Genomic DNA, 20,189 nt, shown 5'->3' with positions numbered 1-20,189 from the left:
CCGCCCTGGCCGACCTGCCCCAAATCCTCGTACTCGTACCCGAACTGCTGCGCGACGAAAGCGAGTCGGACGAGTCCCTTCATCGTCACCATGGAGTAGGTGAGCTCCAGCGGCTCCCCGCTCTCCATCCGCCGCAACATCTTCCGCACACGCCCCTTGCCCACGGTTGCTCCGGCCTTCCTAGGCCGCGGGGTGCGGGGCGTNNCGCTCCGGCGCGCCGGAGCGATCATCCACCCCGTACGGAACGTGACCACGCCCATCACGAACGCCAGCACGCCCAGAAGCATGCTCACTCCCAGAATCCACGCCAACATGACGCCCCCACAGAGTTCCCGAACGTGGGCCCATCGTCGTCCCACCGTGCCAGGTCCGGCCATGCCGGAACCCGGCAGTATCGGGCCCCCTTCGCTGCCCGTCAGCCGCGGTCCAGGACCTCCGTCACGCTCGTGAACCCGTCCGCGCCGTACCCCCGTTCCACCGCCCGCCGCGCCAGCGCCTCCGCCGCGCGCATCACGCTCGCGTCGATGCCGTGCGCCTCGGCGGCGTGCACCACGTGGGTCATCGTCGACACGGCCGAGGTGAGCCGACTGCCCTCGCCCGAGTACGAGCCGCCGTCCACGTCCTCGGCCCACTCCTGGAACAGCGGCGGCAGGATCGCCCCGATGCCCTGGGCGAACGGGGCGAGCTCCCGCGCCGAGATCCCCTCCGCGCGCGCCACCGCGAGGGCGTGCACGTACCCCGTCATCGACGTCCAGAAGATGTCGAGCAGCGCGATGTCGTACGCCGCGGCCCGGCCGATGTCCTCGCCGAGGTGGGTGTGCGTACCGCCCAGGGCGTCGAGGACCCCCCGGTGCCCGCGGTACAGCGGCTCCGGACCGCTGTGCAGGAACACCCCGGCAGGCGTCCCGATCGTCGGCGTCGGGGTCATGATGGCGCCGTCCAGATAGCCGACGCCGTGCTCCGCCGCCCAGCGGCCGGTGTCCCGGGCCCGCTCCGGGGTGTCGGCGCTCAGATTGACCAGGGTCCGGCCCTTGAGCGCGTCCGTGACGGCCGGCTGCCGCAGGACGGAGTCCGTGGCGTCGTAGTCGACCAGGCAGATCACCGTGAGCGGGCTCGCGGCGACCGCCTCCTCGGCGCTCGCGGCCAGGACCGCGCCCCGCGCGGCGAGGTCGCCCTCCCGGCCCGGGGTGCGGTTCCACACGGTGGTCCGCACTCCGGCGTCGAGGAACGCGCCGGCCAGCGCACGCCCCATGGGCCCGAGACCGAGAACGGTGACGCGGGAAGAAGACATGACGGAACTCCCTTGTACATACGTGGGTTGGAACGAGATGACTGACGACGGAGAGGGACGCGCATGACACGCCTCCGGGCCCAGGACACGAACCTCTGCGGCGTGTCCGCCGCGATCGCCGTCATCGACGGCAAGTGGAAGACGTGGCTGCTGTGGCTGCTGGAATCAGGACCGCACCGGCCCGGCGAACTGCGCCGCAAGATCCCCCGGATCAGCGAGAAGATGCTGACGCAGGCGCTGCGGGAGATGGAGACGGACGGTCTCGTGCACCGCGAGGTGCACGACGTGGTGCCACCGAAGACCGTCTACTCGCTGACGGAGTTCGGGCGCGAACTCTCCGAACTGCTCGGCCCGTTGTCGGACTGGGGCCATCGCCGGCTGGACCGGCTGACGGAGGCGCGGACCGCCTCCTGAGGCCCTGTCGATCCCCTCTCCGTCCGGGCCGCCACCAGGTTCTCCCGGGGCCGGGAAGGCGGACAAGTACCCACAAAAAAGTGGGCGTACGAGGGGACCAGGGCCTGTCCGACCCTGATCCGCCGGACAGGCCTCAGGGGGCCTCTCCCAGATCGAGGGACATCGCCACCCGGGACGCCACCGACTCCGCGTACACCACGTCCTCGCGCTCGAAGGGCGCCCGGCAGGCGGCGCGCAGGAACGTCAGGACGCCGAGGGTCCGGCCCCGGGAGCGCAGGACCACGCACAGGGCGTGCGCCGCGTCCCCCGGCCACTGGTGGGCCTCCGCCCACACCTCGGCGGTCCGGCCCGCGCTCGCCCGGACCGTGCCGAGCCGGTCCCAGGCCTGGAGCGCCGGGTGCCGGGGACCGTACCGCAGCGGGATGCCGCCGCCGACGACCGGCGAGAACGGGCCGGGGGCGGTGCCCGCCGGGGTGGCGAGGGCCCGGGTGAGGCGCCGCTCCCCCGCCGGACGGTCCACCAGGGCGTGGTCGGCGAACCCGGCCAGGGCGAAGTCGAGCAGGACCGTCGCCGCCTCCACCGGGTCCTCGCACTCCGCGGCCGCCGCGCCCGCCCGGTGCAGCTGGCTCCACCGGAACCGCAGCCGGTCCGCCCCGCGCGCCGCGAGCCGCTCCTCCGTGACGTCCTGGAACAGCCAGGCCACGCCCAGCGGCACCGGCTCCTCCGCCATCGGCGACGACAGCCGCAGGAAGCCGCTGCGCCAGCACCGGCGCCGCTCCCCCGAGGAGGTCCTGAGCGTCACCCACACCTCGGCGGGCGCAGGCGGGGTGCCCTCGGCCAGGACGTACTGAAGGGCCTCCTCCAGCTCCTCCGCGCCGTGCAGGACGACGTCCCCGAGGGGCCGCCCGAGCAGGGCCGTACGCCCGGTCCCGAAGGCGCGGGCGGCGTGACCGTTGATGACGGCGGGCCGCAGATCGGCGTCGACGAGGACGACACCCCACGACGCGTCCTCGAAAAGGGCCTCGCTCAGCGCGACCGACCGCTCCAGGTCGAGCTGTACGTGCACCTCGCTGAACGCGCAGTACACCCCGGCGGGACCGCCGTCGGCGCCGCGCACCCCGGCGGCCTGGCTCCGCACGAGGACCCGCCCGCCGTCCTTCCGCAGCAACACGAACTCATGGACCTGCCGCCCGGGGCCCTTCATGGCCCCCATCAGCCGCCCCAGGGTCTCCTCGGCGTCCGCGCTCCGCGCCGCCCACCCCTCGAACCCGCGCCGCCCGACGGCCTCCGCGGCGGACCAGCCGAGGATCCGCTCGGCCTCCCGGTTCCAGTGCGTGACCGTCCCGTCGGCGTCGAACGCGCAGAGCGCCGCGTCCATCCCGTCGAGCAACGCGGCCAACAGATCGGCCCCCGCCCCCGGGACGGACACGGCATCGCTCGTGGCCCCCGTGAATGCACTCATCCAGGCACCCCCCATGCTGGGACCATTCAACTGGAACGTGACGCAGAGCACACCACCTTCGCCGAAATCGCTGCATCGGGGATACGGATGCGAGCCGCGCGACCGACCGTCGTCCTGAGCCGGCTGCGATCCCCCCTCGGCGACTCGGCCGCCATGAACGCGACGAAGGCACAGCTCCTCCTGATGCCCGGAGGGACGGGTCTGCCGGTGCGCTGCCGGCCCGCGTCGCCGACCTCGGCGAATCGCACTGCGACGGGACCGGCGAAGTCCCACACGCTCGATGCGCTCTGCGTGGGACCGCTGGGTTCCGGCGCCGGAGACGCCATCGTCCGACTCGCTGCTTCCGTGTACGTCTTCGCAGCCACGGGTCGCGGTTCCTGCGCCCGCACCACCCCCGACCGCTACGGCTTTCCCCGGCTGGTGCGCCCACGCCGGAAGCGGCACCGGGGTTTCGCGAGCGGCGATCTCGTGCGGGCCACCGCACGAAAGGGCCGTCGGGCAGGCGTCTGGACCGGCCGGGTCTCGGTCCGCAGTACGGGTCGTCACAGCGTCGCCACGCCCCTCGGGCGGTTCGACGCGGCCCATGAGAACCTGCGCCTGCTCCAGCGGGCCGACGGGTTCGCGTACGCCTTGCGCGGCGAAGTCGAATTCGTCGAATAAATCGGTTGAGCGTCCGGCGCGGGGTTCGTAACGTGGGAGTCACGCATGAAAGGAGGTGATCCGGAAGTGATTTCTTACCGGACCAGCGAGGTGACTGCGGGCTAAGGCCTGCCAGTCGCACTCTGTGCACCCGGCAGGCCAGTCTGCCGAAGAACAACGCAGTCGCCCGACCCGTGAGTCGCCGGTAAGTCCGGCCGGCTCCCGTCCGAACCTAGGCGGACGGGACCAGACTCACGGGTCGTCTGCGTTTCCCCGTGAAACCTCAGGGCGCCAGCCGCTCCACCCGCCACGTCCCGTCCGCCTCGTGGACGTAGCGGAGGCGGTCGTGGAGGCGGTTTTCGTGGCCCTGCCAGAACTCGACCGTCTCGGGGACGACGCGGATGCCGCCCCAGGACGGGGGGACCGGGACCTGTTCGGGTTCCGGGTAGCGGGCGGCCAGTTCGCCGTAGCGGGCCAGGAGTTCCGCGCGGGAGTCGATCACCTGGGACTGGGGGCTCGCCCAGGCGCCGAGCTGGGAGCCGTGCGGGCGGGTGCGGAAGTAGGCGACCGTCTCGTCGCGGCCGATGTGGACCGCGCGGCCGGTGACGATGACCTGGCGGGCCAGGGGGTGCCAGGGGAAGAGCAGCGAGGCGTACGGGTTGGCCGCGATCTCCTTGCCCTTGCGGGACTCGTAGTTGGTGAAGAAGACGAAGCCGGCTTCGTCGTAGTGCTTCAGGAGGACCGTACGGGACGACGGGCGGCCTTCGGGGGTCGCGGTGGACACGATCATCGCGTTCGGTTCGTGGATCGCCGGGTTCTCGGCGGTCTCCTTGAACCAGCGGGCGAACTGGCCGACCGGTTCGGGGGCGAGGTCCGCCACGGTCAGCTCCGTGGTGCGGTACTGCTCGCGCATGTCTGCGGGATCCAGGGCGTCGGTCACAGGGGCCATCCTGCCGCAGCGGGCCAGTCTGCCCGGCACCGGCGGGCGCTAATCCTCTCTCGCCGAATCGGCGCAGTGTGCCGGATGTCACGCTTCCCCGCATCATCGGAACCGTACAGACTCTTCCGCTGGATGACTGTTGATTCCCCACGATCGCCCCACACGGTTGATCGATCATCGATAGAGGAGCCGCCTGATGTCCGACTTCGTACCCGGCCTCGAGGGAGTCGTCGCGTTCGAGACGGAGATCGCCGAACCCGACAAGGAGGGCGGCGCCCTCCGCTATCGCGGGGTCGACATCGAGGACCTCGTGGGTCACGTCTCCTTCGGCAACGTCTGGGGGCTGCTCGTCGACGGTGCCTTCAACCCCGGTCTGCCGGCCGCCGAGCCCTTCCCGATCCCCGTCCACTCCGGTGACATCCGCGTCGACGTGCAGTCCGCGCTCGCGATGCTCGCGCCCGTGTGGGGCCTCAAACCGCTCCTCGACATCTCCGCCGAGCAGGCCCGCGACGACCTCGCCCGCGCCGCCGTCATGGCCCTCTCGTACGTCGCGCAGTCCGCGCGCGGCCAGGGCCTCCCGATGGTCCCGCAGAGCGAGATCGACAAGGCCGAGTCCGTCGTCGAGCGCTTCATGATCCGCTGGCGCGGCGAGCCCGACCCGAAGCACGTCAAGGCCGTCGACGCCTACTGGACCTCCGCCGCCGAGCACGGCATGAACGCGTCCACCTTCACCGCGCGTGTCATCGCCTCCACCGGGGCCGATGTCGCCGCTTCTCTCTCCGGTGCCGTCGGCGCCATGTCCGGGCCGCTGCACGGCGGCGCGCCCTCCCGCGTCCTCGGCATGATCGAGGAGATCGAGCGGACCGGCGACGCCACCGCGTACGTGAAGCAGGCCCTCGACAAGGGCGAGCGCCTCATGGGCTTCGGCCACCGCGTCTACCGCGCCGAGGACCCCCGCGCGCGCGTGCTCCGCCGTACGGCCAAGGAGCTGGCGGCCCCGCGCTTCGAGGTCGCCGAGGCCCTGGAGAAGGCCGCCCTCGAGGAGCTGCACAACCGCCGCCCCGACCGCGTCCTCGCCACGAACGTCGAGTTCTGGGCGGCGATCGTCCTCGACTTCGCCGAGGTCCCGGCGCACATGTTCACGTCGATGTTCACGTGCGCGCGTACGGCCGGCTGGTCCGCCCACATCCTGGAGCAGAAGCGCACCGGCCGCCTCGTCCGTCCGTCCGCGCGGTACGTGGGCCCCGGCCAGCGGAACCCGCGCGAGATCGAGGGGTACGCGGACATCGCCGGCTGACGGGACGGCTACACCAGCTGGGCCTGCTGTTCCTGGGCGAGCAGCAGGTCCGCGTGGTGGCGGGCCGTCGTCAGCGGGTGGGCGCGGAGCTTGCCCTTCAGTTCGTTGCGGCCGTACTCGGCGAACAGCGGGTTCGCCGGGTCGGCCGTGACGCCGGGGGCGCGGTCCGCGAACGGGAACTCCAGCGGGGCGATCCGGGCGTCCAGGCGCGGGTTGTAGAAGAACGGCACGGAGAATCGTTCCGTCGCCCCGGGCGGCGACACCACGCGGTGGTTCGTCGCGATCAGGTAGCCGTTCGTGGCGACCTCCAGGAGCTCGCCCAGGTTGACGACGAACGCGCCGGGCAGCGGCGGCACGTCGTGGAACTTCCCGTCCTCGCGCTGCACCTGGAGCCCGCCGACCTGGTCCTGGAGCAGCAGGGTGAGGAAGCCGTAGTCCTTGTGCGCGCCGACGCCCTGGTCGTCGCCCTCGCCGCTGCTGCCCGGGTAGCGCACCAGCTTGAGGTGCGGGTGGGCGCGCGGGCCGAAGATGTCGTCGTAGAAGTCCGCGGGCGCGCCGATCGACGCCAGGAGTTCGTGCAGGAGGCGTTCGGCGACGCCGCTCAGGCGGTCGATCCAGTGCAGGGCCGCCGTGCGCAGCTCGGGGAGGGCGGCGGGCCACTGGTTGGGGCCTTCGAGCCACCAGTACGGGGCTTCCCAGGGGCCGGGGTCGCGCGCGGGGCGCTCGGCGCCGATGTCGAGCTGGTCGCGCCAGTCGCGGGCGCCGGCGGTGCGCTCGTCGCCGATGCGCGTGTAGCCGCGGAAGTGCGGCGAGTTGATGTTGTCGAGGGCGAGCCGGTCGGTCTCGGGCAGGGCGAAGAAGGCGTGCATGGCCGAGGTCAGGGCCTGCGTCTCGGCCTCGGTGATGCCGTGCCCGATGAGCTGGAAGAAACCCACGTCGTGGGCGGCCGAGTGGAGCTGCGCGTGGAGCAGCCTCCGGGCCTGGTGGCCTCGGTCTGCCGCCGAGAGGTCCACGATGGGGAGCTGCGAGGAGTACGAGCTGTTCGTCATGTGTGTGCATCCGCGGGGTATACGGGTCCCGGGGCGGCCGCCAAGGGTGGGGCGGGGGCCACGGGTGCCGGTCGGCTGGTGCTCGGACGAGGGACCGCGGGGCGTGGAGTGGTACCCCGGAAGGTCAGGCGGAGCGGCGACAGCCCATGCTCGTGACGCGGACGTAGTCCACGTGGCGACGGCGTACGAGCAGAGGCATGAGGTCAGCGTACTGCGGCCCGGACCGGGCCACTGTGGTCCGCGTCACGTCCGGCTCCTGGATGGCTCAAAGTCTGTTCAAAGCGGCGGGTCTACGCGAAGATCGCCGCCACGCATGTTGCGTACACGCCATGCTTCCCGTCGCAGCATCCCATCGCAGGAGGATGTCCATGACCCGCCGCACCTCTCGTGGCCTGGTCGCCGCGGCCGCCGTCACCGTGGCCACCGCCACCGCGGCGCTGCTCCCGTCCGCGGGAGCCTCCGCCGCCACCGCGCCGCAGGCCCGCGTCTTCATGGTGAACCCGGTCCAGTCCTCGGGCGACCAGTCGCTCACCGACCACAAGGACGCGGCGAGCGACGTCCCCGCCTCCGCGTACGCCACGGTCGCGCTCCGCAACCTCGACGCGAGCGGCGGCCTGTCCGGCAAGTGGGTCACGATCCGCTCCGAGACCGGCAACCCCGCGAAGGCCTCCGCCGCCGCCACGTACGACCGTCACGACGACGAGTTCGAGCAGGTCATGGCGTACTTCTGGGTCAACGAGGCGCAGGAGTACCTCCAGGGCCTCGGCTTCGGCTCCGAGCTGCCGGGCGCGAACAACCGGGTCCAGCCGGTCCGCCTGAACCAGTGGGGCGCCGACAACTCCTTCTTCACCGACACGAAGGCCGAGATCCGCTTCGGCAAGGGCGGCGTGGACGACGCCGAGGACGCCGAGGTGATCGTCCACGAGTACGGCCACGCCGTGCACAACGCCCAGGTGCCCGGCTTCGGCACCTCCCCGGAGGCCGGCGCGATCGGCGAGGCCTTCGGCGACTACCTGGCCGTGGAGGTCGGCGCGAACGCGGACGCCAAGTACGGCTGGCCGATGAAGACCGACCTGGCCTGCGTCGCCGACTGGGACTCCACCGGCTACAGCGCGGCCCCGCACTGCCTGCGCCGGATCGACGGCACCAAGACCTACGCGGACTGGGCGGGCGAGGTCCACGCGGACGGCGAGATCTGGTCCCGCGCGCTCTTCGACATCCGCAACAAGCTCGGCGCCCGCACGGCCGACCGGATCATCGTGAACGCGCAGTTCGGCTTCGCCCCCGACACCAGCTTCAAGGACGCGGCCCTGACGACGGTCGCGACGGCGCAGAAGATGTACGGGACGCAGGCCGCGGCGGCCGTGCGCGACGCCTTCCGGGCGCGGGAGATCCCGGGCGTCTGACGGGTGTCCCCGGCCGGGGGCCGTACGGCGCCGACCCGCCCGTACGGCCCGGGCCGGCCCGTGCGCCGCCGGTCTCTCAGTCCTCCGAGAGCGCCTCGTTCACCAGCCGTGCCCACTGGGACACCACCCGTTCCCGGCGGGCGCGGTCGTCCGTCAGGAGGGTCGCGAGGCCCAGGCCGCGGGCCATGTCCAGGAGGCCCTGGACGGTCTCGCGGACGCCGGGCCGCGACTCGTCGGCGCCGAGGACCTCGACGGCGATGCGGTGGGACTCGCGCCCGACGCGGGCCTCCAGCTCGGTGACCCGTTCGCGGAGCTGTTCCTCGCCGGAGGCGGCGACCCACAGGTGGAGCGCGGCCCGGAAGAGGGGCCCGGTGTAGAGGCCGACGAGGGCGGCGACGGCCTCTTCGCGGTCGTCCGTGGGGACGGCGCGCAGGGCCTGCGAGCGTTCCTCCGCGACGTACTCGACGGCGGCCGTGAAGAGGTCCTCGCGGGTGGGGAAGTGGTGCTGGGCTGCGCCCCGGGAGACGCCGGCCCGTTCGGCGACGACGGAGACCGTGGAGCCCGCCCAGCCGTGTTCGGCCAGGCAGGACACGGCGGCTTCGAGCAGCCGCTGCCGGGTGGCGCGGCTGCGGTCCTGCTTGGGGTTCCGGTCGGGCCTGTCCGACCGGTCGGGCTTGGAGGTCCCGTCCGGCTTCGGCTGATTCTGTGCGGTCAGAGCCGCCATGCGGGGTCCCGTCGTTCGAGGAAGGCCGTCATCCCCTCGCGCGCCTCGGCGGAGGCGAAGAGCGTGGCCGACCTCTGCACCAGGTCCTCCGCGTCGCGTTCGAAGGTTTCCAGGACTCTAGCGGTGACCAGCCGTTTGGCCTCCCGCAGGCCCTGCGGGGAGCCGGCGCGGAGGGAGTCGAGGACGGTGTCGAGTTCCTCCTCCCCGGCCGTCACGAGCCCCATGCCGACGGCCTCGCGGACCCCGAACCGCTCGCCCGTCAGGTAGTACCGGGCGGCCGCACGCGGTTCGAGGCGCGGCAGCAGGGTGAGGGAGATGACGGCGGGCGCGACCCCGATCCGTACCTCGGTGAGGGCGAAGTCCGCCCCTTCCCCGGCGAGGACGATGTCGGCCGCGCCGAGCAGGCCGAGGCCACCGGCCCGGGTGTGGCTGCCGGCGGTGACGTGGGCGACGACCGGTTTCGGCAGTTCGACGATCTGCCGGAGCAGGTCGACAAAGGCGTACGGGCTGGGCGGGGCCTTCAGGTCGGCGCCCGCGCTGAACGTGGAGCCGGTGTGGGTGAGGACGACGGCCCGGACGGCGGGGTCCTTGCCGCAGGCGGTGAGCGCGTCGGCGAGCTCGGTGACGAGCGGCGCGGAGAGCGCGTTGCGGGTGGCCGGGGAGTCCAGGGCGAGGGTGGTGACGCCCCGCTCCTCGGTGATGCGGATCAGAGTCACGTGCGGTCCCTCAGTTCCCTTCGGAGGATCTTCCCGGACGCTGCCCGGGGGACGGTGTCGATGAACTCCACGGCGCGGACCTTCTTGTACGGGGAGACGAGCGCGGCGACGTGCGCGACGACCTCCTCGGCGGTGAGGCCGGGCGCGGTGGGCTGGCGGACGACGAAGGCCTTGGGGATCTCGGTGCCGTCGGCGTCGGTGACGCCGATGACGGCGGCGTCGGCGATGCCCTCGTGGGTGAGGAGGAGGGCTTCGAGCTCGGCGGGGGCGACCTGGAACCCCTTGTACTTGATGAGCTCCTTGACCCGGTCGACGACGAACAGCCACCCGTCCTCGTCGACGCGCCCGATGTCGCCGGTGTGCACCCAGCCGTCGGCGTCGATCATGGCGTCGGTGGCGTCGGGGCGGCCGAGGTAGCCCTTCATGACCTGCGGTCCGCGGATCGCGATCTCGCCCTCCTCGCCGGGCGCCGCGTCCTTCTCGGGGTCGTCGAGGGAGAGGATCCGCATCTCGGTGGAGGGCAGGAGCCTGCCGACGGTGCCGGGCGGGGGGTTCTCGGCGTCGTGCGGGGTGACGTGGGTGCCGGGCGACAGCTCGGTCATCCCGTACGCCTGGCGTACGGGCGGCAGGCCGAGGCGCGCCGAGCAGGCCTCGGCGAGGGCGGCGTCGAGCGGGGCGGCGGCGCTGACGACGTACTCCAGGGAGGACAGGTCGTAGTCGGCGACGGCCGGGTGCTTGGCGAGCGCGAGGACGATCGGCGGGGCCACGTAAAGACCGTTGATGCGGTGCTTCTGGATGGCGCCGAGGAAGGTGTCGAGCTCGAAGCGGGGCAGGACGACGACGGTGGCGCCGGAGCGGAGGGGCGCGTTCATGAGGGCGGTGAGCCCGTAGATGTGGAAGAAGGGGAGGACCGCGAGGATGCGGTCGCCCGGGCCCGCCGGGGCGAGCGGCTCCAGCTGGGCGAGGTTGGTGGCGATCGAGGTGTGGGTGAGCATGACGCCCTTGGGGACGCCGGTGGTGCCGGAGGAGTACGGGAGGGCGGCGACGTCCTGGTCGGGGTCGATGTCGACCTCGGGGACGGGCGCGGTGGAGGCGAGGAAGTCCTGGAGCGACCGCACCCCCTCCCCCTCCTCGGCCCGGTCGCAGACGAAGATCTCCTCGATCCCGCCGGCGAGTTCGGCGGCGGCGCGGGCGGAGGCGAGCAGCGGGGACACGGTGACGATCCACCGCGCGGAGGAGTCGCGGAGCTGCTTGGCGAACTCCTCGGGCGTGGCGAGCGGGTGCACGGTCGTGACGGCCGCGCCCGCGCGCGTGGCGGCGTAGAACGCGACCGGGAACAGCACGGTGTTGGGACTGTGCAGGGCGAGCACGTCCCCCTTCCGCACCCCGGCCTCGGCGAGCCCGGCGGCGACGAGCCGGTGGAAGGCGTCGACCTGGGCGTAACTGAGGCCGAGGTCCCCGGCGCCGTCGATCAGGGCGGGCGTGTCGCCGCGCTCGGCGGCGCGCCCGAGGACGGCGTCGTGGATGGGGAGGGAGACGGTGGGAACGGGCTCGTACGCGCTGTGGAACACCATGCGTTGCCCCCTGGAGAGGTGGGAAGGTGATCGCCAGGATCGCTGCTGCGGGCGGGACTTGGGGAGACCCTGTCAGTACCCAGGAAAACAATCAAGCATGCTTGCATGGTTCTGGGGTGTCCCGTACCGGCAGGCGGGAACGGGGCGCCGGGGCACGGTCGAGATCAGCCGTCTCGACGGCGCTGATCCTCGTCAACGGGGAGCTGCGGCGAGTGCCGGTTCCTCGTTGACCTGCCGGTCCGGTACGTGACGGGTGCCCGTGACGCGCCGGTCCAGGGCCCGCTGGCCCCGGGCCAGCCAGCGGACCGGCCAGTGGAGGACGACCGCCAGGCAGAGGAGCCAGCCGGTCGCGTGGACGGCCCAGACGCCGGCCATGGTCGGGCCGCCCCAGGCCTGGTGGTAGTCGGTGTCCAGGTACCAGATCGGGTAGCCGAAGTTCCGTACCGAGTTGAACAGCGCGTACCCGACCAGGACGAAGGCCGCCGCGTCCAGCGGCAGGCCGAGCACCGCCCGGCCGAGGGCCCGGCCGCCGGTCCAGCCTTCGCCGCCGCCCGCGAGCCGGGCCCGGAGCCGGGCGGCCCGGCCCGGCTGCCCGGTCAGCGTCAGCACGACCGCCGCGAGCCCGGCCGGCAGCGCCAGGAACGCGCGGGCGGCGGTGAGAACAGTGCGGCGGATCGTGGGCATCTGCGGACTCCTCGGCTCGTTCGGCGGATGCCCGTACCTTCACGCCCCGGCGGTGCGGGGGTCGTCACACCCCGGAGCCAACTGCCGTGTCATACCTGGGTGCTACACGGTGGGTTCAGTACGACTTGGGCAGGCCCAGCGTCTGGTGGGAGACGTAGTTCAGGATCATCTCCCGGCTGACCGGGGCGATCCTCGCCACCCGCGCCGCCGTGACCAGGCGGGCGAGGCCGAACTCCTTGGTGAGGCCGTTGCCGCCGAGGGTGTGGACGGCGGTGTCGACCGCCTTCACACACGCCTCCGCCGCCGCGTACTTCGCCATGTTCGCGGCCTCGCCCGCGCCCGTGTCGTCGCCCGCGTCGTAGAGGGCCGCGGCCTTCGCCATCATCAGGCGGGCCAGTTCGAGTTCGATGTGGGCCTGGGCGAGCGGGTGCGCGATGGCCTGGTGGGCGCCGATCGGAGCCTTCCAGACCTGGCGCTCCTTCGCGTACTTCACCGCCTGCGCGAGGGCGTACCGTCCCATGCCGATCGCGAAGGCCGCCGTCATGATCCGCTCCGGGTTCAGGCCCGCGAAGAGCTGCAGCAGGCCCGCGTCCTCGTCCCCGACCAGGGCGTCGAAGGGGAGGTGGACGTCGTCGAGGGTCAGCTCGAACTGCTTCTCGTTCGCGTCCAGTTCCATCTCGATGTGGCGGCGACCGAAGCCGGGGGCCTCGCGCGGGACGATGAACAGGCAGGGCTTCAGGTTCCCCGTGCGGGCGTCCGACGTGCGGCCCACGATCAGCGTCGCGTCCGCGATGTCCACCCCCGAGACGAAGACCTTCCGGCCGTTCAGGACCCAGCCCTCTTCGGTGCGGGTCGCCGTCGTCGTGATGCGGTGCGAGTTCGAGCCCGCGTCCGGCTCCGTGATCCCGAACGCCATCGTCTTCGAGCCGTCCGCGAGCCCCGGCAGCCACGCCCGCTTCTGCTCCTCCGTCCCGAAGCGGGCGATGACCGTGCCGCAGATCGCCGGCGACACGACCATCATGAGCAGCGGCGCACCGGCCGCGCCCGCCTCCTCCAGGACGACCGACAGCTCGGCCATGCCGCCGCCCCCGCCGCCGTACTCCTCGGGCAGGTTCACGCCCAGGTAGCCGAGCTTGCCCGCCTCGGCCCACAGCTCGGCGCGGTCGAAGCCGGGGCCGTGACGGTGGCCGAGTGCGGAGACGGCGGCCCGGAGGGCGGTCAGCTCTTCGGTCTCGATGAGGGTGCTCATGCGGGGTCTTCCTCCTGTGCTTCGGTCGAGGCGTTTTCCTGTACGACGGCGAGCAGGGCGCCCACCTCGACCTGGCGGCCGGGGGCGGCGTGGAGCGCGGTGAGCGTGCCGGAGGCGGGGGCGACGACGCGGTGCTCCATCTTCATGGCCTCCAGCCAGAGGAGCGGCTGCCCGGCGGTGACCCGGTCGCCGACGGCGAGACCGTCCGCGACCCGGACGACGGTGCCGGGCATCGGGGCGAGCAGGGAGCCGGGTGCCTGCTGCTCGCGCGGGTCGGTGAAGCGGGGGTGGGCGGTGAGGCGGTGGCCGGCCGCGTACACGACCGCGCCGTCCTCGTACGCCGTGACGTCCTCGTACACCGTGACGTCGAAGTGCCTTACGACGTCGGCGATTTCGAGGCTCACCCGGTCGGGCGCCGCCGACACGACCCGTACCCCTTCCGGCTGCGTGACCTCGTAGCCTCCCGACCTCGTCGGCCGGTAGCGGATCTCGCGGTCTCCGTACGTCCTCGTCTCGTCCTGCGAGCGGAGGTTGCGCCAACCGCCGCCGAAACGGCCGGTGCGGGACGCGGCACGGGCGAGGGCCGCCGCGACCGCCGCGTGCTCCTCGCCCTGCGCCGGGGTCGTCAGCTCGGGCAGGTTCCGGTCGTAGAAGCCCGTGTCCAGGGCTTCCCCCGAGGCGTAGTCCGGGTGCTTGAGCGAGGCGAGCAGCAGGTTCCTGTTGGTGACCGGACCGTGGACCACCGCCCGGTCCAGGGTGTGGGCGAGCTTGCGGAGGGCCGCCTCCCGGGTCTCCGCGTGGACGATCACCTTCGCGAGCATCGGGTCGTAGTGGACGCCGATCGTGTCCCCCGAGGCGTACCCGGTGTCGACGCGCACGCCCCCGGGGACCTCGAAGCGGTGCAGGACGCCCGTCTGCGGGGCCCAGCCCCGCGCCGGGTCCTCGGCGTAGAGCCGGGCCTCGATCGCGTGGCCGCGCGGGGCCGGGGGCTCGGGGGGAAGCGGACGGCCCTCGGCGACGGCCAGCTGGAGGGCGACGAGGTCGACCCCGTACACCTCCTCCGTCACCGGGTGCTCGACCTGGAGGCGTGTGTTCATCTCCAGGAAGTGCGCCTTGGGGGTCCCCCCTGCTCGAGCGGAGCCGAGGGCTCGGGGGACGTCCTCGACCAGGAACTCGACCGTGCCCGCGCCGACGTAGCCGACGGACTTCGCCGCCCGGACGGCCGTGTCGAGGAGATGCGCTTCGAGCGCCGCCGGCAGGCCGGGCGCCGGGGCCTCCTCGATGACCTTCTGGTGCCGGCGCTGGAGGGAGCAGTCGCGGGTGCCGAGCGCCCAGACCGTGCCGTGCGCGTCGCAGAGGAGCTGCACCTCGACGTGGCGGCCGTTCTCCACGTACGGCTCGACGAACACCTCGCCGTCGCCGAACGCGCTCGCGGCCTCGGCGGAAGCGGCCTCCAACTCGCCTTCGAGCAGCGCCAGTTCCCGTACGATCCGCATGCCCCGGCCGCCGCCGCCCGCCGCCGCCTTCACCAGGACGGGCAGGTCGGCCTCGGTGACATCCGTGAGGGGCGCGATCCCGAGGAGCTCCTTCGCGCGGGTCTTCGACGCCATCGCCTCGATCGCCGCCGGCGGCGGGCCGATCCAGATCAGCCCCGCGTCGGTCACGGCCCGCGCGAAGTCGGCGTTCTCGGAGAGGAAGCCGTAGCCGGGGTGGACGGCGTCGGCGCCCGCCGCGAGCGCCGCCTTCACCACCAGGTCGCCGCGCAGGTACGTCTCCGAGGGCGCGGCCCCCGGCAGCCGTACCGCCGCGTCGGCCTCCCGGACGTGCAGCGCGCCGGCGTCCGCGTCGGAGTACACGGCGACGGTGGAGATGCCGAGATCACGGCAGGTGCGGAAGACCCGGCAGGCGATCTCGCCCCGGTTCGCCACAAGGACGGTACTGATCACCTGATGCCTCACATTCGGAAGACGCCGAAGCCGCCGCGCGCGCCCTCGACCGGTGCCGTGTGGATCGCGGAGAGGCACAGCCCGAGGACCGTGCGGGTGTCGCGGGGGTCGATGACCCCGTCGTCGTAGAGCCGGCCGGAGAGGAACATCGGCAGCGACTCGGACTCGATCTGCGCCTCCACCAGGGCGCGCAGACCGGCGTCGGCCTCGTCGTCGTACGGCCGGCCCTTCGCCACCGCGCTTGCCCGCGCGACGATCGACAGGACGCCGGCGAGCTGCTGCGGGCCCATGACGGCGGACTTCGCGCTCGGCCAGGCGAAGAGGAAGCGCGGGTCGTAGGCGCGGCCGCACATGCCGTAGTGCCCGGCGCCGTACGACGCCCCCATGAGGACGGAGAGGTGGGGCACGCGGGAGTTCGACACCGCGTTGATCATCATGGCGCCGTGCTTGATGATCCCGCCCTGCTCGTACTCCTTGCCGACCATGTAGCCGGTGGTGTTGTGGAGGAAGAGGAGCGGGATGTCGCGCTGGTTGGCGAGCTGGATGAACTGGGCGGCCTTCTGCGACTCGGCGGAGAAGAGGACGCCCTGCGCGTTCGCGAGGATGCCGACCGGGTAGCCGTGCAGCCGGGCCCAGCCCGTGGTGAGCGAGGTCCCGTACAGCGGCTTGAACTCGTCGAAGTCCGAGCCGTCGACGATCCGGGCGATCACCTCGCGCGGGTCGAAGGGCGTCTTGAGGTCCCCGGGGACGACCCCGAGGAGCTCCTCCGGGTCGTACTTGGGGGGTTCGGCGAAGGCCGGGTCGGGGTGGGCCTTGCGGTGGTTGAGGCGGGCGACGATCCGGCGGGCCTGACGGATCGCGTCGGGCTCGTCGACGGCGTAGTGGTCGGCGAGGCCGGAGGTGCGGGCGTGCATCTCGGCGCCGCCGAGGGACTCGTCGTCGCTCTCCTCCCCCGTCGCCATCTTCACCAGCGGCGGCCCGCCGAGGAACACCTTCGACCGTTCCCTGATCATCACGGCGTGGTCGGACATGCCGGGGACGTACGCGCCGCCCGCCGTCGAGTTCCCGAAGACGACCGCGACGGTGGGGATGCCGGCGGCGGAGAGGCGGGTGAGGTCGCGGAAGAGCGCCCCGCCCGGGATGAAGATCTCCTTCTGGGAGGGCAGGTCGGCGCCGCCGGACTCGACGAGCGAGATGACGGGCAGCCGGTTGGCGAACGCGATCTCGTTGGCCCGCAGCGCCTTCTTCAGGGTCCACGGGTTGGAGGCGCCGCCGCGCACGGTCGGGTCGTTGGCGGTGATCAGGCACTCGACGCCCTCGACGGTCCCGATGCCGGTGACGAGCGAGGCGCCCACGGCGTAGTCGCTGCCCCAGGCGGCGAGCGGGGACAGCTCCAGGAAGGGGCTGTCCGGGTCGACGAGCAGCTCGATGCGCTCGCGGGCGAGGAGCTTGCCGCGCTCCTCGTGGCGGGCGGTGTACTTCTCGCCGCCGCCGGCGAGGGCCTTGGCGTGCTCGGCGTCGAGGGCGGCGAGCTTGTCGAGCATGGCGGCGCGGTGGGCCTGGTAGTCGGGTCCGCCGGTGTCGAGGGCGGAGGCGAGGACGGTCACTGGAGTTCCTCCGGTACGTCGGGCAGCAGGGCCGCCGGTACGTCTACGTGGCGGGAGCGGAGCCACTCCCCGAGGGCCTTGGCCTGGGGGTCGAAGCGGGCCTGGGAGGCGACGCCTTCGCCGAGGATTCCGGCGATCGTGAAGTTGAGTGCCCGGAGGTTGGGGAGGAGGTGGCGGGTGACGGCCGAGTCCGCCGTCTCCGGGAGCAGTTCGCGGAACTTCTCGACGGTGAGGGTGTGGGCCAGCCACCGCCACTCCTCCTCCGTGCGGACCCAGACGCCGACGTTCGCGTCGCCGCCCTTGTCGCCGCTGCGGGCCCCGGCGATCCGGCCGAGGGGCGCCCTGCGGGCGGGCCCCTCGGGGAGCGGCGGCGGAAGGTCCGGGTCGGGTACGGGTGCCAGGTCGCGGGTCATCGGGGGTGCGGGGAGCTCCCTGCGGGTCCCGTCGGGGAGGACCGCCGTGTGCGGAACCTCCGCCTGGGGCACGTACGTCGCCTCGAAGACCCCGTAGGGGGCGCCCTTGCCGGGTGGGGCGGTGACGTGGAAGCCGGGGTAGCTCGCGAGGGCCAGTTCGACGGCGGCCCCGGTGACGGTCCGGCCGACCTTCTCGGGGTCCCGGTCGCGGACGACGAGGCGGAGCAGGGCGCTCGCGGTCTCCTCGGTCTCCGCGTCCGGGCGGTCGGTGCGGGCGAGTTCCCAACGGACCTCGGAGGGCGCCGACGTGGCGAACGCGTCGGCGATCTGCTCCTGGAGGAGGGCCGCCTTGGCCTCGATGTCGAGGCCGGTGAGGACGAAGACGACCTCGTTGCGGAAGCCGCCGAGCCTGCTGAGCCCGACTTTGAGGGCGGGGGGCGGGGCCTCTCCCCGTACGCCTTCGACACGGACCCGGTCGGGGCCCTCCTGGGTGAGCCGCACGGAGTCGAGGCGGGCGGTCACGTCGGGTCCTGCGTAGCGGGCGCCGGCCGTCTCGTAGAGGAGCTGGGCGGTGACCGTACCGACGTCGACGAGGCCGCCGGTGCCGGGGTGCTTGGTGATGACGGAGGACCCGTCGGCGTGGAGTTCGGCGACCGGGAAGCCGGGACGGCGCACGTCGTGCCCCCGGAAGAAGGCGTAGTTGCCGCCGGTGGCCTGGGTGCCGCACTCCAGGACGTGCCCGGCGACGACCGCGCCCGCCAGCTCGTCGTACGCCTCCGGGCCCCAGCCGAAGTGCCACTGTGCGGGCCCGGTGACGAGGGCGGCGTCGGTGACGCGGCCGGTGACGACGAGGTCGGCGCCGGCGGCGAGGCAGGCGGCGATGCCGGCGCCGCCGAGGTAGGCGTTGGCGGTCAGCGCGCCGTCGGGCGGCGGCAGCCGGTCGCCCTCGACGTGGGCGATGCGGGTCGGCAGGCCGAGCTTCGCGGCGAGGGCGCGGAGGGCGTCGGCGAGTCCTGCGGGGTTGAGGCCGCCGGCGTTGGCGACGATCCGGACGCCGCGCTCGTGGGCGAGGCCGAGGCCCTCCTCCATCTGGCGCAGGAAGGTCTTCGCGTACCCGGCCGTGGGGTCCTTGAGCTGGTCGCGGCCGAGGATGAGCATGGTGAGTTCGGCGAGGTAGTCGCCGGTGAGGACGTCGAGTTCGCCGCCGGTGAGCATCTCGCGAACGGCGTCGAAGCGGTCGCCGTAGAAGCCGGAGGCGTTGCCGATGCGGAGGGTGTCCTTCATGCGTCCCCCTTGGCGTCGCGACCGCCGCCCGCCGGGCCCGCGAAGGCCTGGGCGATGGTGAGCCAGCGCTCGGCGTCCTCGCCGTCGGCGGTCAGGTCGGTGTCGTCGCGGTGGAGGCGCTGGGTGACGAGGAGGCAGAAGTCGAGGGCGGGGCCGGTGACGCGCTGGGCGGCGTCCTCGGGACCGTACGTCCACAGCGAGCCGTCGGGCGCTCGGAGTTCGACCCGGAAGGGTTCGGCGGGCGCCGGGATCCCCCGTACGAGGAAGGCGTAGTCGCGGGCGCGGTGGCCGATCCAGGCGACGTGCCGGAGCCTGGCGGTGGGCGTGCGGACCACTCCGAGGGCGTCGGCGACGTCCTGGCCGTGGGCCCAGGTCTCCATCAGCCGGGCGGTGGCCATGGCGGGGGCGCTCATCGGCGGCCCGTACCAGGGGAAACGGGCCCCGGACGGGACCGCCCGCAGGGCCGCCTGGAGCTGCTCTCGACCGGCGCGCCAGCGGGCGAGGAGTTCGGCGGGCGGGAGTTTCGCACCCTCCTCGGCGCCCTCGTCGACGAAGCGGTCGGGGGCAGGCGAGGGCCTTCTCGGTCTCCGGGAGCTGTTTCGCGAAGGGTGTCTGTCCTATCCCGACGATGGCCGTGGCGTCCTTGAGCACCGAACCTCCTCCTGGGGCAGCACTGCTGACAGCGCGTCAGGCTACAACTAATCTGACGGATAGTCAGCTACAGGGAGGTGGGGCATGGACGTGGACATGGACATGGAGCCGGGCGGTGACCTGCGCGGCGACCTGCGCGGTGACCTGGAGTGGGGGACGATCCCCGGGCTCGTACGGGCGGCGGCCGAGCGGTACGGAGGGCGGGAGGCCGTCGTCGACGGCCGCGTCCGCGTCACGTACGCCGAGCTCGGCGCACGCGTCGAACGGGCGGCCGCCGCCTGCCTCGCCACCGGGATGCGCGGCGGGGACCGGGTCGCGATCTGGGCCCCCAACACCCTCGACTGGATCGTCTCCGCCCTCGGCGCGGTCACCGCCGGAGCGGTCCTGGTCCCCCTGAACACCCGCTTCAAGGGCACCGAGGCCGCCGACGTCCTCCGGCGCTCCCGGGCCAGGCTGCTCTTCGTCACCGGCACCTTCCTCGGCACCTCGTACGTGGCCTCCCTGCGCCGCTCGGGCATCGAACTCCCCGACCTGGAAAGGGTGGTGGTCCTCGGCGACACCGCCCCCGACGAGCCGGGCTGGACGACCTGGAAGGCCTTCCTCGCGGCGGGCGACGGCATCCCGGCCGCCCGGGTCCGCGCCCGCGCCGACGGCATCGACCCCGACGCCCCCTCCGACGTCATCTACACCTCCGGCACCACCGGCCGCCCCAAGGGCGCCGTCATCAGCCACGCCCAGTCCCTGCGCTGCTTCGCGATCTGGTCCGAGCTCGCCGGCCTGGCGGAGGGCGACCGCTACCTCGTGGTCAACCCCTTCTTCCACACCTTCGGCTACAAGGCCGGC

At 72.9% G+C, this 20,189-nt stretch carries 17 protein-coding genes and 1 pseudogene; 5 read left to right on the top strand and 13 right to left on the bottom strand.

Translation table 11 applies throughout. The features are described 5' to 3' along the window. Positions 1-415 precede the first annotated feature (415 nt). Positions 416-1,291: an NAD(P)-dependent oxidoreductase gene (locus CCN56_RS14080; RefSeq protein ID WP_086826938.1), complete on the bottom strand. Its 876-nt coding sequence runs from the start codon at positions 1,289-1,291 to the stop codon at positions 416-418. Positions 1,292-1,354: 63 nt separating this feature from the next. On the opposite strand from CCN56_RS14080, the gene CCN56_RS14075 reads away from it, so the two are divergent. Further along, positions 1,355-1,705, top strand: a complete 351-nt coding sequence (locus tag CCN56_RS14075; protein ID WP_086826936.1) for a helix-turn-helix domain-containing protein — start codon at positions 1,355-1,357, stop codon at positions 1,703-1,705. 133 nt (positions 1,706-1,838) lie between these two features. Here the strand turns inward: CCN56_RS14075 and CCN56_RS14070 are convergent, their stop codons facing one another. Further along, the gene (locus tag CCN56_RS14070) at positions 1,839-3,167 is read right to left on the bottom strand and encodes a PAS domain-containing protein (RefSeq protein WP_086826940.1); all 1,329 of its coding nucleotides are present in this window, start codon (positions 3,165-3,167) and stop codon (positions 1,839-1,841) included. Positions 3,168-3,512: 345 nt separating this feature from the next. Between CCN56_RS14070 and CCN56_RS42590 the strand changes: the two genes are divergently transcribed. Further along, positions 3,513-3,827 (top strand): hypothetical protein, encoded by a 315-nt coding sequence (locus CCN56_RS42590; RefSeq protein ID WP_143664517.1) that lies wholly within the window; start codon positions 3,513-3,515, stop codon positions 3,825-3,827. Between the two features lie 262 nt (positions 3,828-4,089). Here the strand turns inward: CCN56_RS42590 and pdxH are convergent, their stop codons facing one another. Further along, positions 4,090-4,719, bottom strand: coding sequence for a pyridoxamine 5'-phosphate oxidase (gene pdxH / locus CCN56_RS14060; protein WP_179199839.1), 630 nt, complete (start codon positions 4,717-4,719; stop codon positions 4,090-4,092). Between the two features lie 223 nt (positions 4,720-4,942). On the opposite strand from pdxH, the gene CCN56_RS14055 reads away from it, so the two are divergent. Then, complete coding sequence (locus CCN56_RS14055) at positions 4,943-6,043, top strand: citrate synthase 2 (RefSeq protein ID WP_086826931.1); 1,101 nt, start codon at positions 4,943-4,945, stop codon at positions 6,041-6,043. 8 nt (positions 6,044-6,051) lie between these two features. On the opposite strand, the gene CCN56_RS14050 is transcribed toward CCN56_RS14055, so the two are convergent. Continuing rightward, complete coding sequence (locus CCN56_RS14050) at positions 6,052-7,092, bottom strand: isopenicillin N synthase family oxygenase (RefSeq protein WP_086826929.1); 1,041 nt, start codon at positions 7,090-7,092, stop codon at positions 6,052-6,054. 368 nt (positions 7,093-7,460) lie between these two features. Here CCN56_RS14050 and CCN56_RS14045 point away from each other — a divergent pair, with 368 nt between their 5' ends. Further along, positions 7,461-8,498, top strand: coding sequence for a M4 family metallopeptidase (locus CCN56_RS14045; protein ID WP_086826928.1), 1,038 nt, complete (start codon positions 7,461-7,463; stop codon positions 8,496-8,498). Positions 8,499-8,574: 76 nt separating this feature from the next. On the opposite strand, the gene CCN56_RS14040 is transcribed toward CCN56_RS14045, so the two are convergent. The 9 genes and pseudogenes from CCN56_RS14040 to CCN56_RS14000 form a co-directional block, all read right to left on the bottom strand. Then, positions 8,575-9,222 carry a TetR/AcrR family transcriptional regulator gene (locus CCN56_RS14040; protein WP_086826926.1) on the bottom strand — a complete coding sequence of 216 codons (648 nt, stop codon included), beginning with the start codon at positions 9,220-9,222 and terminating at the stop codon, positions 8,575-8,577. Beyond that, positions 9,210-9,938 carry an enoyl-CoA hydratase family protein gene (locus CCN56_RS14035; RefSeq protein ID WP_086826925.1) on the bottom strand — a complete coding sequence of 243 codons (729 nt, stop codon included), beginning with the start codon at positions 9,936-9,938 and terminating at the stop codon, positions 9,210-9,212. Before CCN56_RS14035 ends, CCN56_RS14040 begins: the two co-directional genes overlap by 13 nt. Next, positions 9,935-11,512: an AMP-binding protein gene (locus CCN56_RS14030; RefSeq protein WP_086826923.1), complete on the bottom strand. Its 1,578-nt coding sequence runs from the start codon at positions 11,510-11,512 to the stop codon at positions 9,935-9,937. The genes CCN56_RS14035 and CCN56_RS14030 overlap by 4 nt, the downstream gene beginning before the upstream one ends. A 192-nt stretch (positions 11,513-11,704) precedes the next feature. Continuing rightward, positions 11,705-12,196, bottom strand: coding sequence for a hypothetical protein (locus CCN56_RS14025; protein ID WP_086826921.1), 492 nt, complete (start codon positions 12,194-12,196; stop codon positions 11,705-11,707). 115 nt (positions 12,197-12,311) lie between these two features. Then, positions 12,312-13,445, bottom strand: a complete 1,134-nt coding sequence (locus CCN56_RS14020) for an acyl-CoA dehydrogenase family protein (RefSeq protein WP_086826919.1) — start codon at positions 13,443-13,445, stop codon at positions 12,312-12,314. Next, a complete protein-coding gene (locus CCN56_RS14015; RefSeq protein WP_086826917.1) occupies positions 13,442-15,391 on the bottom strand; it encodes a biotin carboxylase N-terminal domain-containing protein in 1,950 nt (649 codons plus the stop codon). The genes CCN56_RS14020 and CCN56_RS14015 overlap by 4 nt, the downstream gene beginning before the upstream one ends. Positions 15,392-15,399: 8 nt before the next feature. Beyond that, positions 15,400-16,998, bottom strand: coding sequence for an acyl-CoA carboxylase subunit beta (locus CCN56_RS14010; protein ID WP_086826915.1), 1,599 nt, complete (start codon positions 16,996-16,998; stop codon positions 15,400-15,402). Further along, positions 16,995-18,695: an acyclic terpene utilization AtuA family protein gene (locus CCN56_RS14005; protein ID WP_086826913.1), complete on the bottom strand. Its 1,701-nt coding sequence runs from the start codon at positions 18,693-18,695 to the stop codon at positions 16,995-16,997. The genes CCN56_RS14010 and CCN56_RS14005 overlap by 4 nt, the downstream gene beginning before the upstream one ends. Next, a pseudogene (locus CCN56_RS14000) lies at positions 18,692-19,261 on the bottom strand (TIGR03084 family metal-binding protein); the annotation flags it as partial. The pseudogene CCN56_RS14000 and the gene CCN56_RS14005, both read right to left, overlap by 4 nt. 217 nt (positions 19,262-19,478) lie before the next feature. Between CCN56_RS14000 and CCN56_RS13995 the strand changes: the two are divergent. Continuing rightward, on the top strand, positions 19,479-20,189 hold a 711-nt coding region (locus CCN56_RS13995), incomplete at its 3' end, for an AMP-binding protein (protein ID WP_143664518.1).

This window comes from Streptomyces sp. NRRL B-24572 (genome assembly GCF_002156145.1).
Classification (GTDB): domain Bacteria; phylum Actinomycetota; class Actinomycetes; order Streptomycetales; family Streptomycetaceae; genus Streptomyces; species Streptomyces vietnamensis.
This window is presented reverse-complemented; position numbering and strand designations above follow the sequence as displayed.

What these genes read in the sequence shown, in the direction of transcription:
- CCN56_RS14080 (WP_086826938.1), bottom strand. Translation starts at nt 1,291, where the DNA reads ATGTCTTCTTCCCGCGTCACCGTTCTCGGTCTCGGGCCCATGGGGCGT.
- CCN56_RS14075 (WP_086826936.1), top strand. Translation starts at nt 1,355, where the DNA reads ATGACACGCCTCCGGGCCCAGGACACGAACCTCTGCGGCGTGTCCGCC.
- CCN56_RS14070 (WP_086826940.1), bottom strand. Translation starts at nt 3,167, where the DNA reads ATGAGTGCATTCACGGGGGCCACGAGCGATGCCGTGTCCGTCCCGGGG.
- pdxH (WP_179199839.1), bottom strand. Translation starts at nt 4,719, where the DNA reads ATGCGCGAGCAGTACCGCACCACGGAGCTGACCGTGGCGGACCTCGCC.
- CCN56_RS14055 (WP_086826931.1), top strand. Translation starts at nt 4,943, where the DNA reads ATGTCCGACTTCGTACCCGGCCTCGAGGGAGTCGTCGCGTTCGAGACG.
- CCN56_RS14050 (WP_086826929.1), bottom strand. Translation starts at nt 7,092, where the DNA reads ATGACGAACAGCTCGTACTCCTCGCAGCTCCCCATCGTGGACCTCTCG.
- CCN56_RS14045 (WP_086826928.1), top strand. Translation starts at nt 7,461, where the DNA reads ATGACCCGCCGCACCTCTCGTGGCCTGGTCGCCGCGGCCGCCGTCACC.
- CCN56_RS14040 (WP_086826926.1), bottom strand. Translation starts at nt 9,222, where the DNA reads ATGGCGGCTCTGACCGCACAGAATCAGCCGAAGCCGGACGGGACCTCC.
- CCN56_RS14030 (WP_086826923.1), bottom strand. Translation starts at nt 11,512, where the DNA reads ATGGTGTTCCACAGCGCGTACGAGCCCGTTCCCACCGTCTCCCTCCCC.
- CCN56_RS14025 (WP_086826921.1), bottom strand. Translation starts at nt 12,196, where the DNA reads ATGCCCACGATCCGCCGCACTGTTCTCACCGCCGCCCGCGCGTTCCTG.
- CCN56_RS14020 (WP_086826919.1), bottom strand. Translation starts at nt 13,445, where the DNA reads ATGAGCACCCTCATCGAGACCGAAGAGCTGACCGCCCTCCGGGCCGCC.
- CCN56_RS14005 (WP_086826913.1), bottom strand. Translation starts at nt 18,695, where the DNA reads ATGAAGGACACCCTCCGCATCGGCAACGCCTCCGGCTTCTACGGCGAC.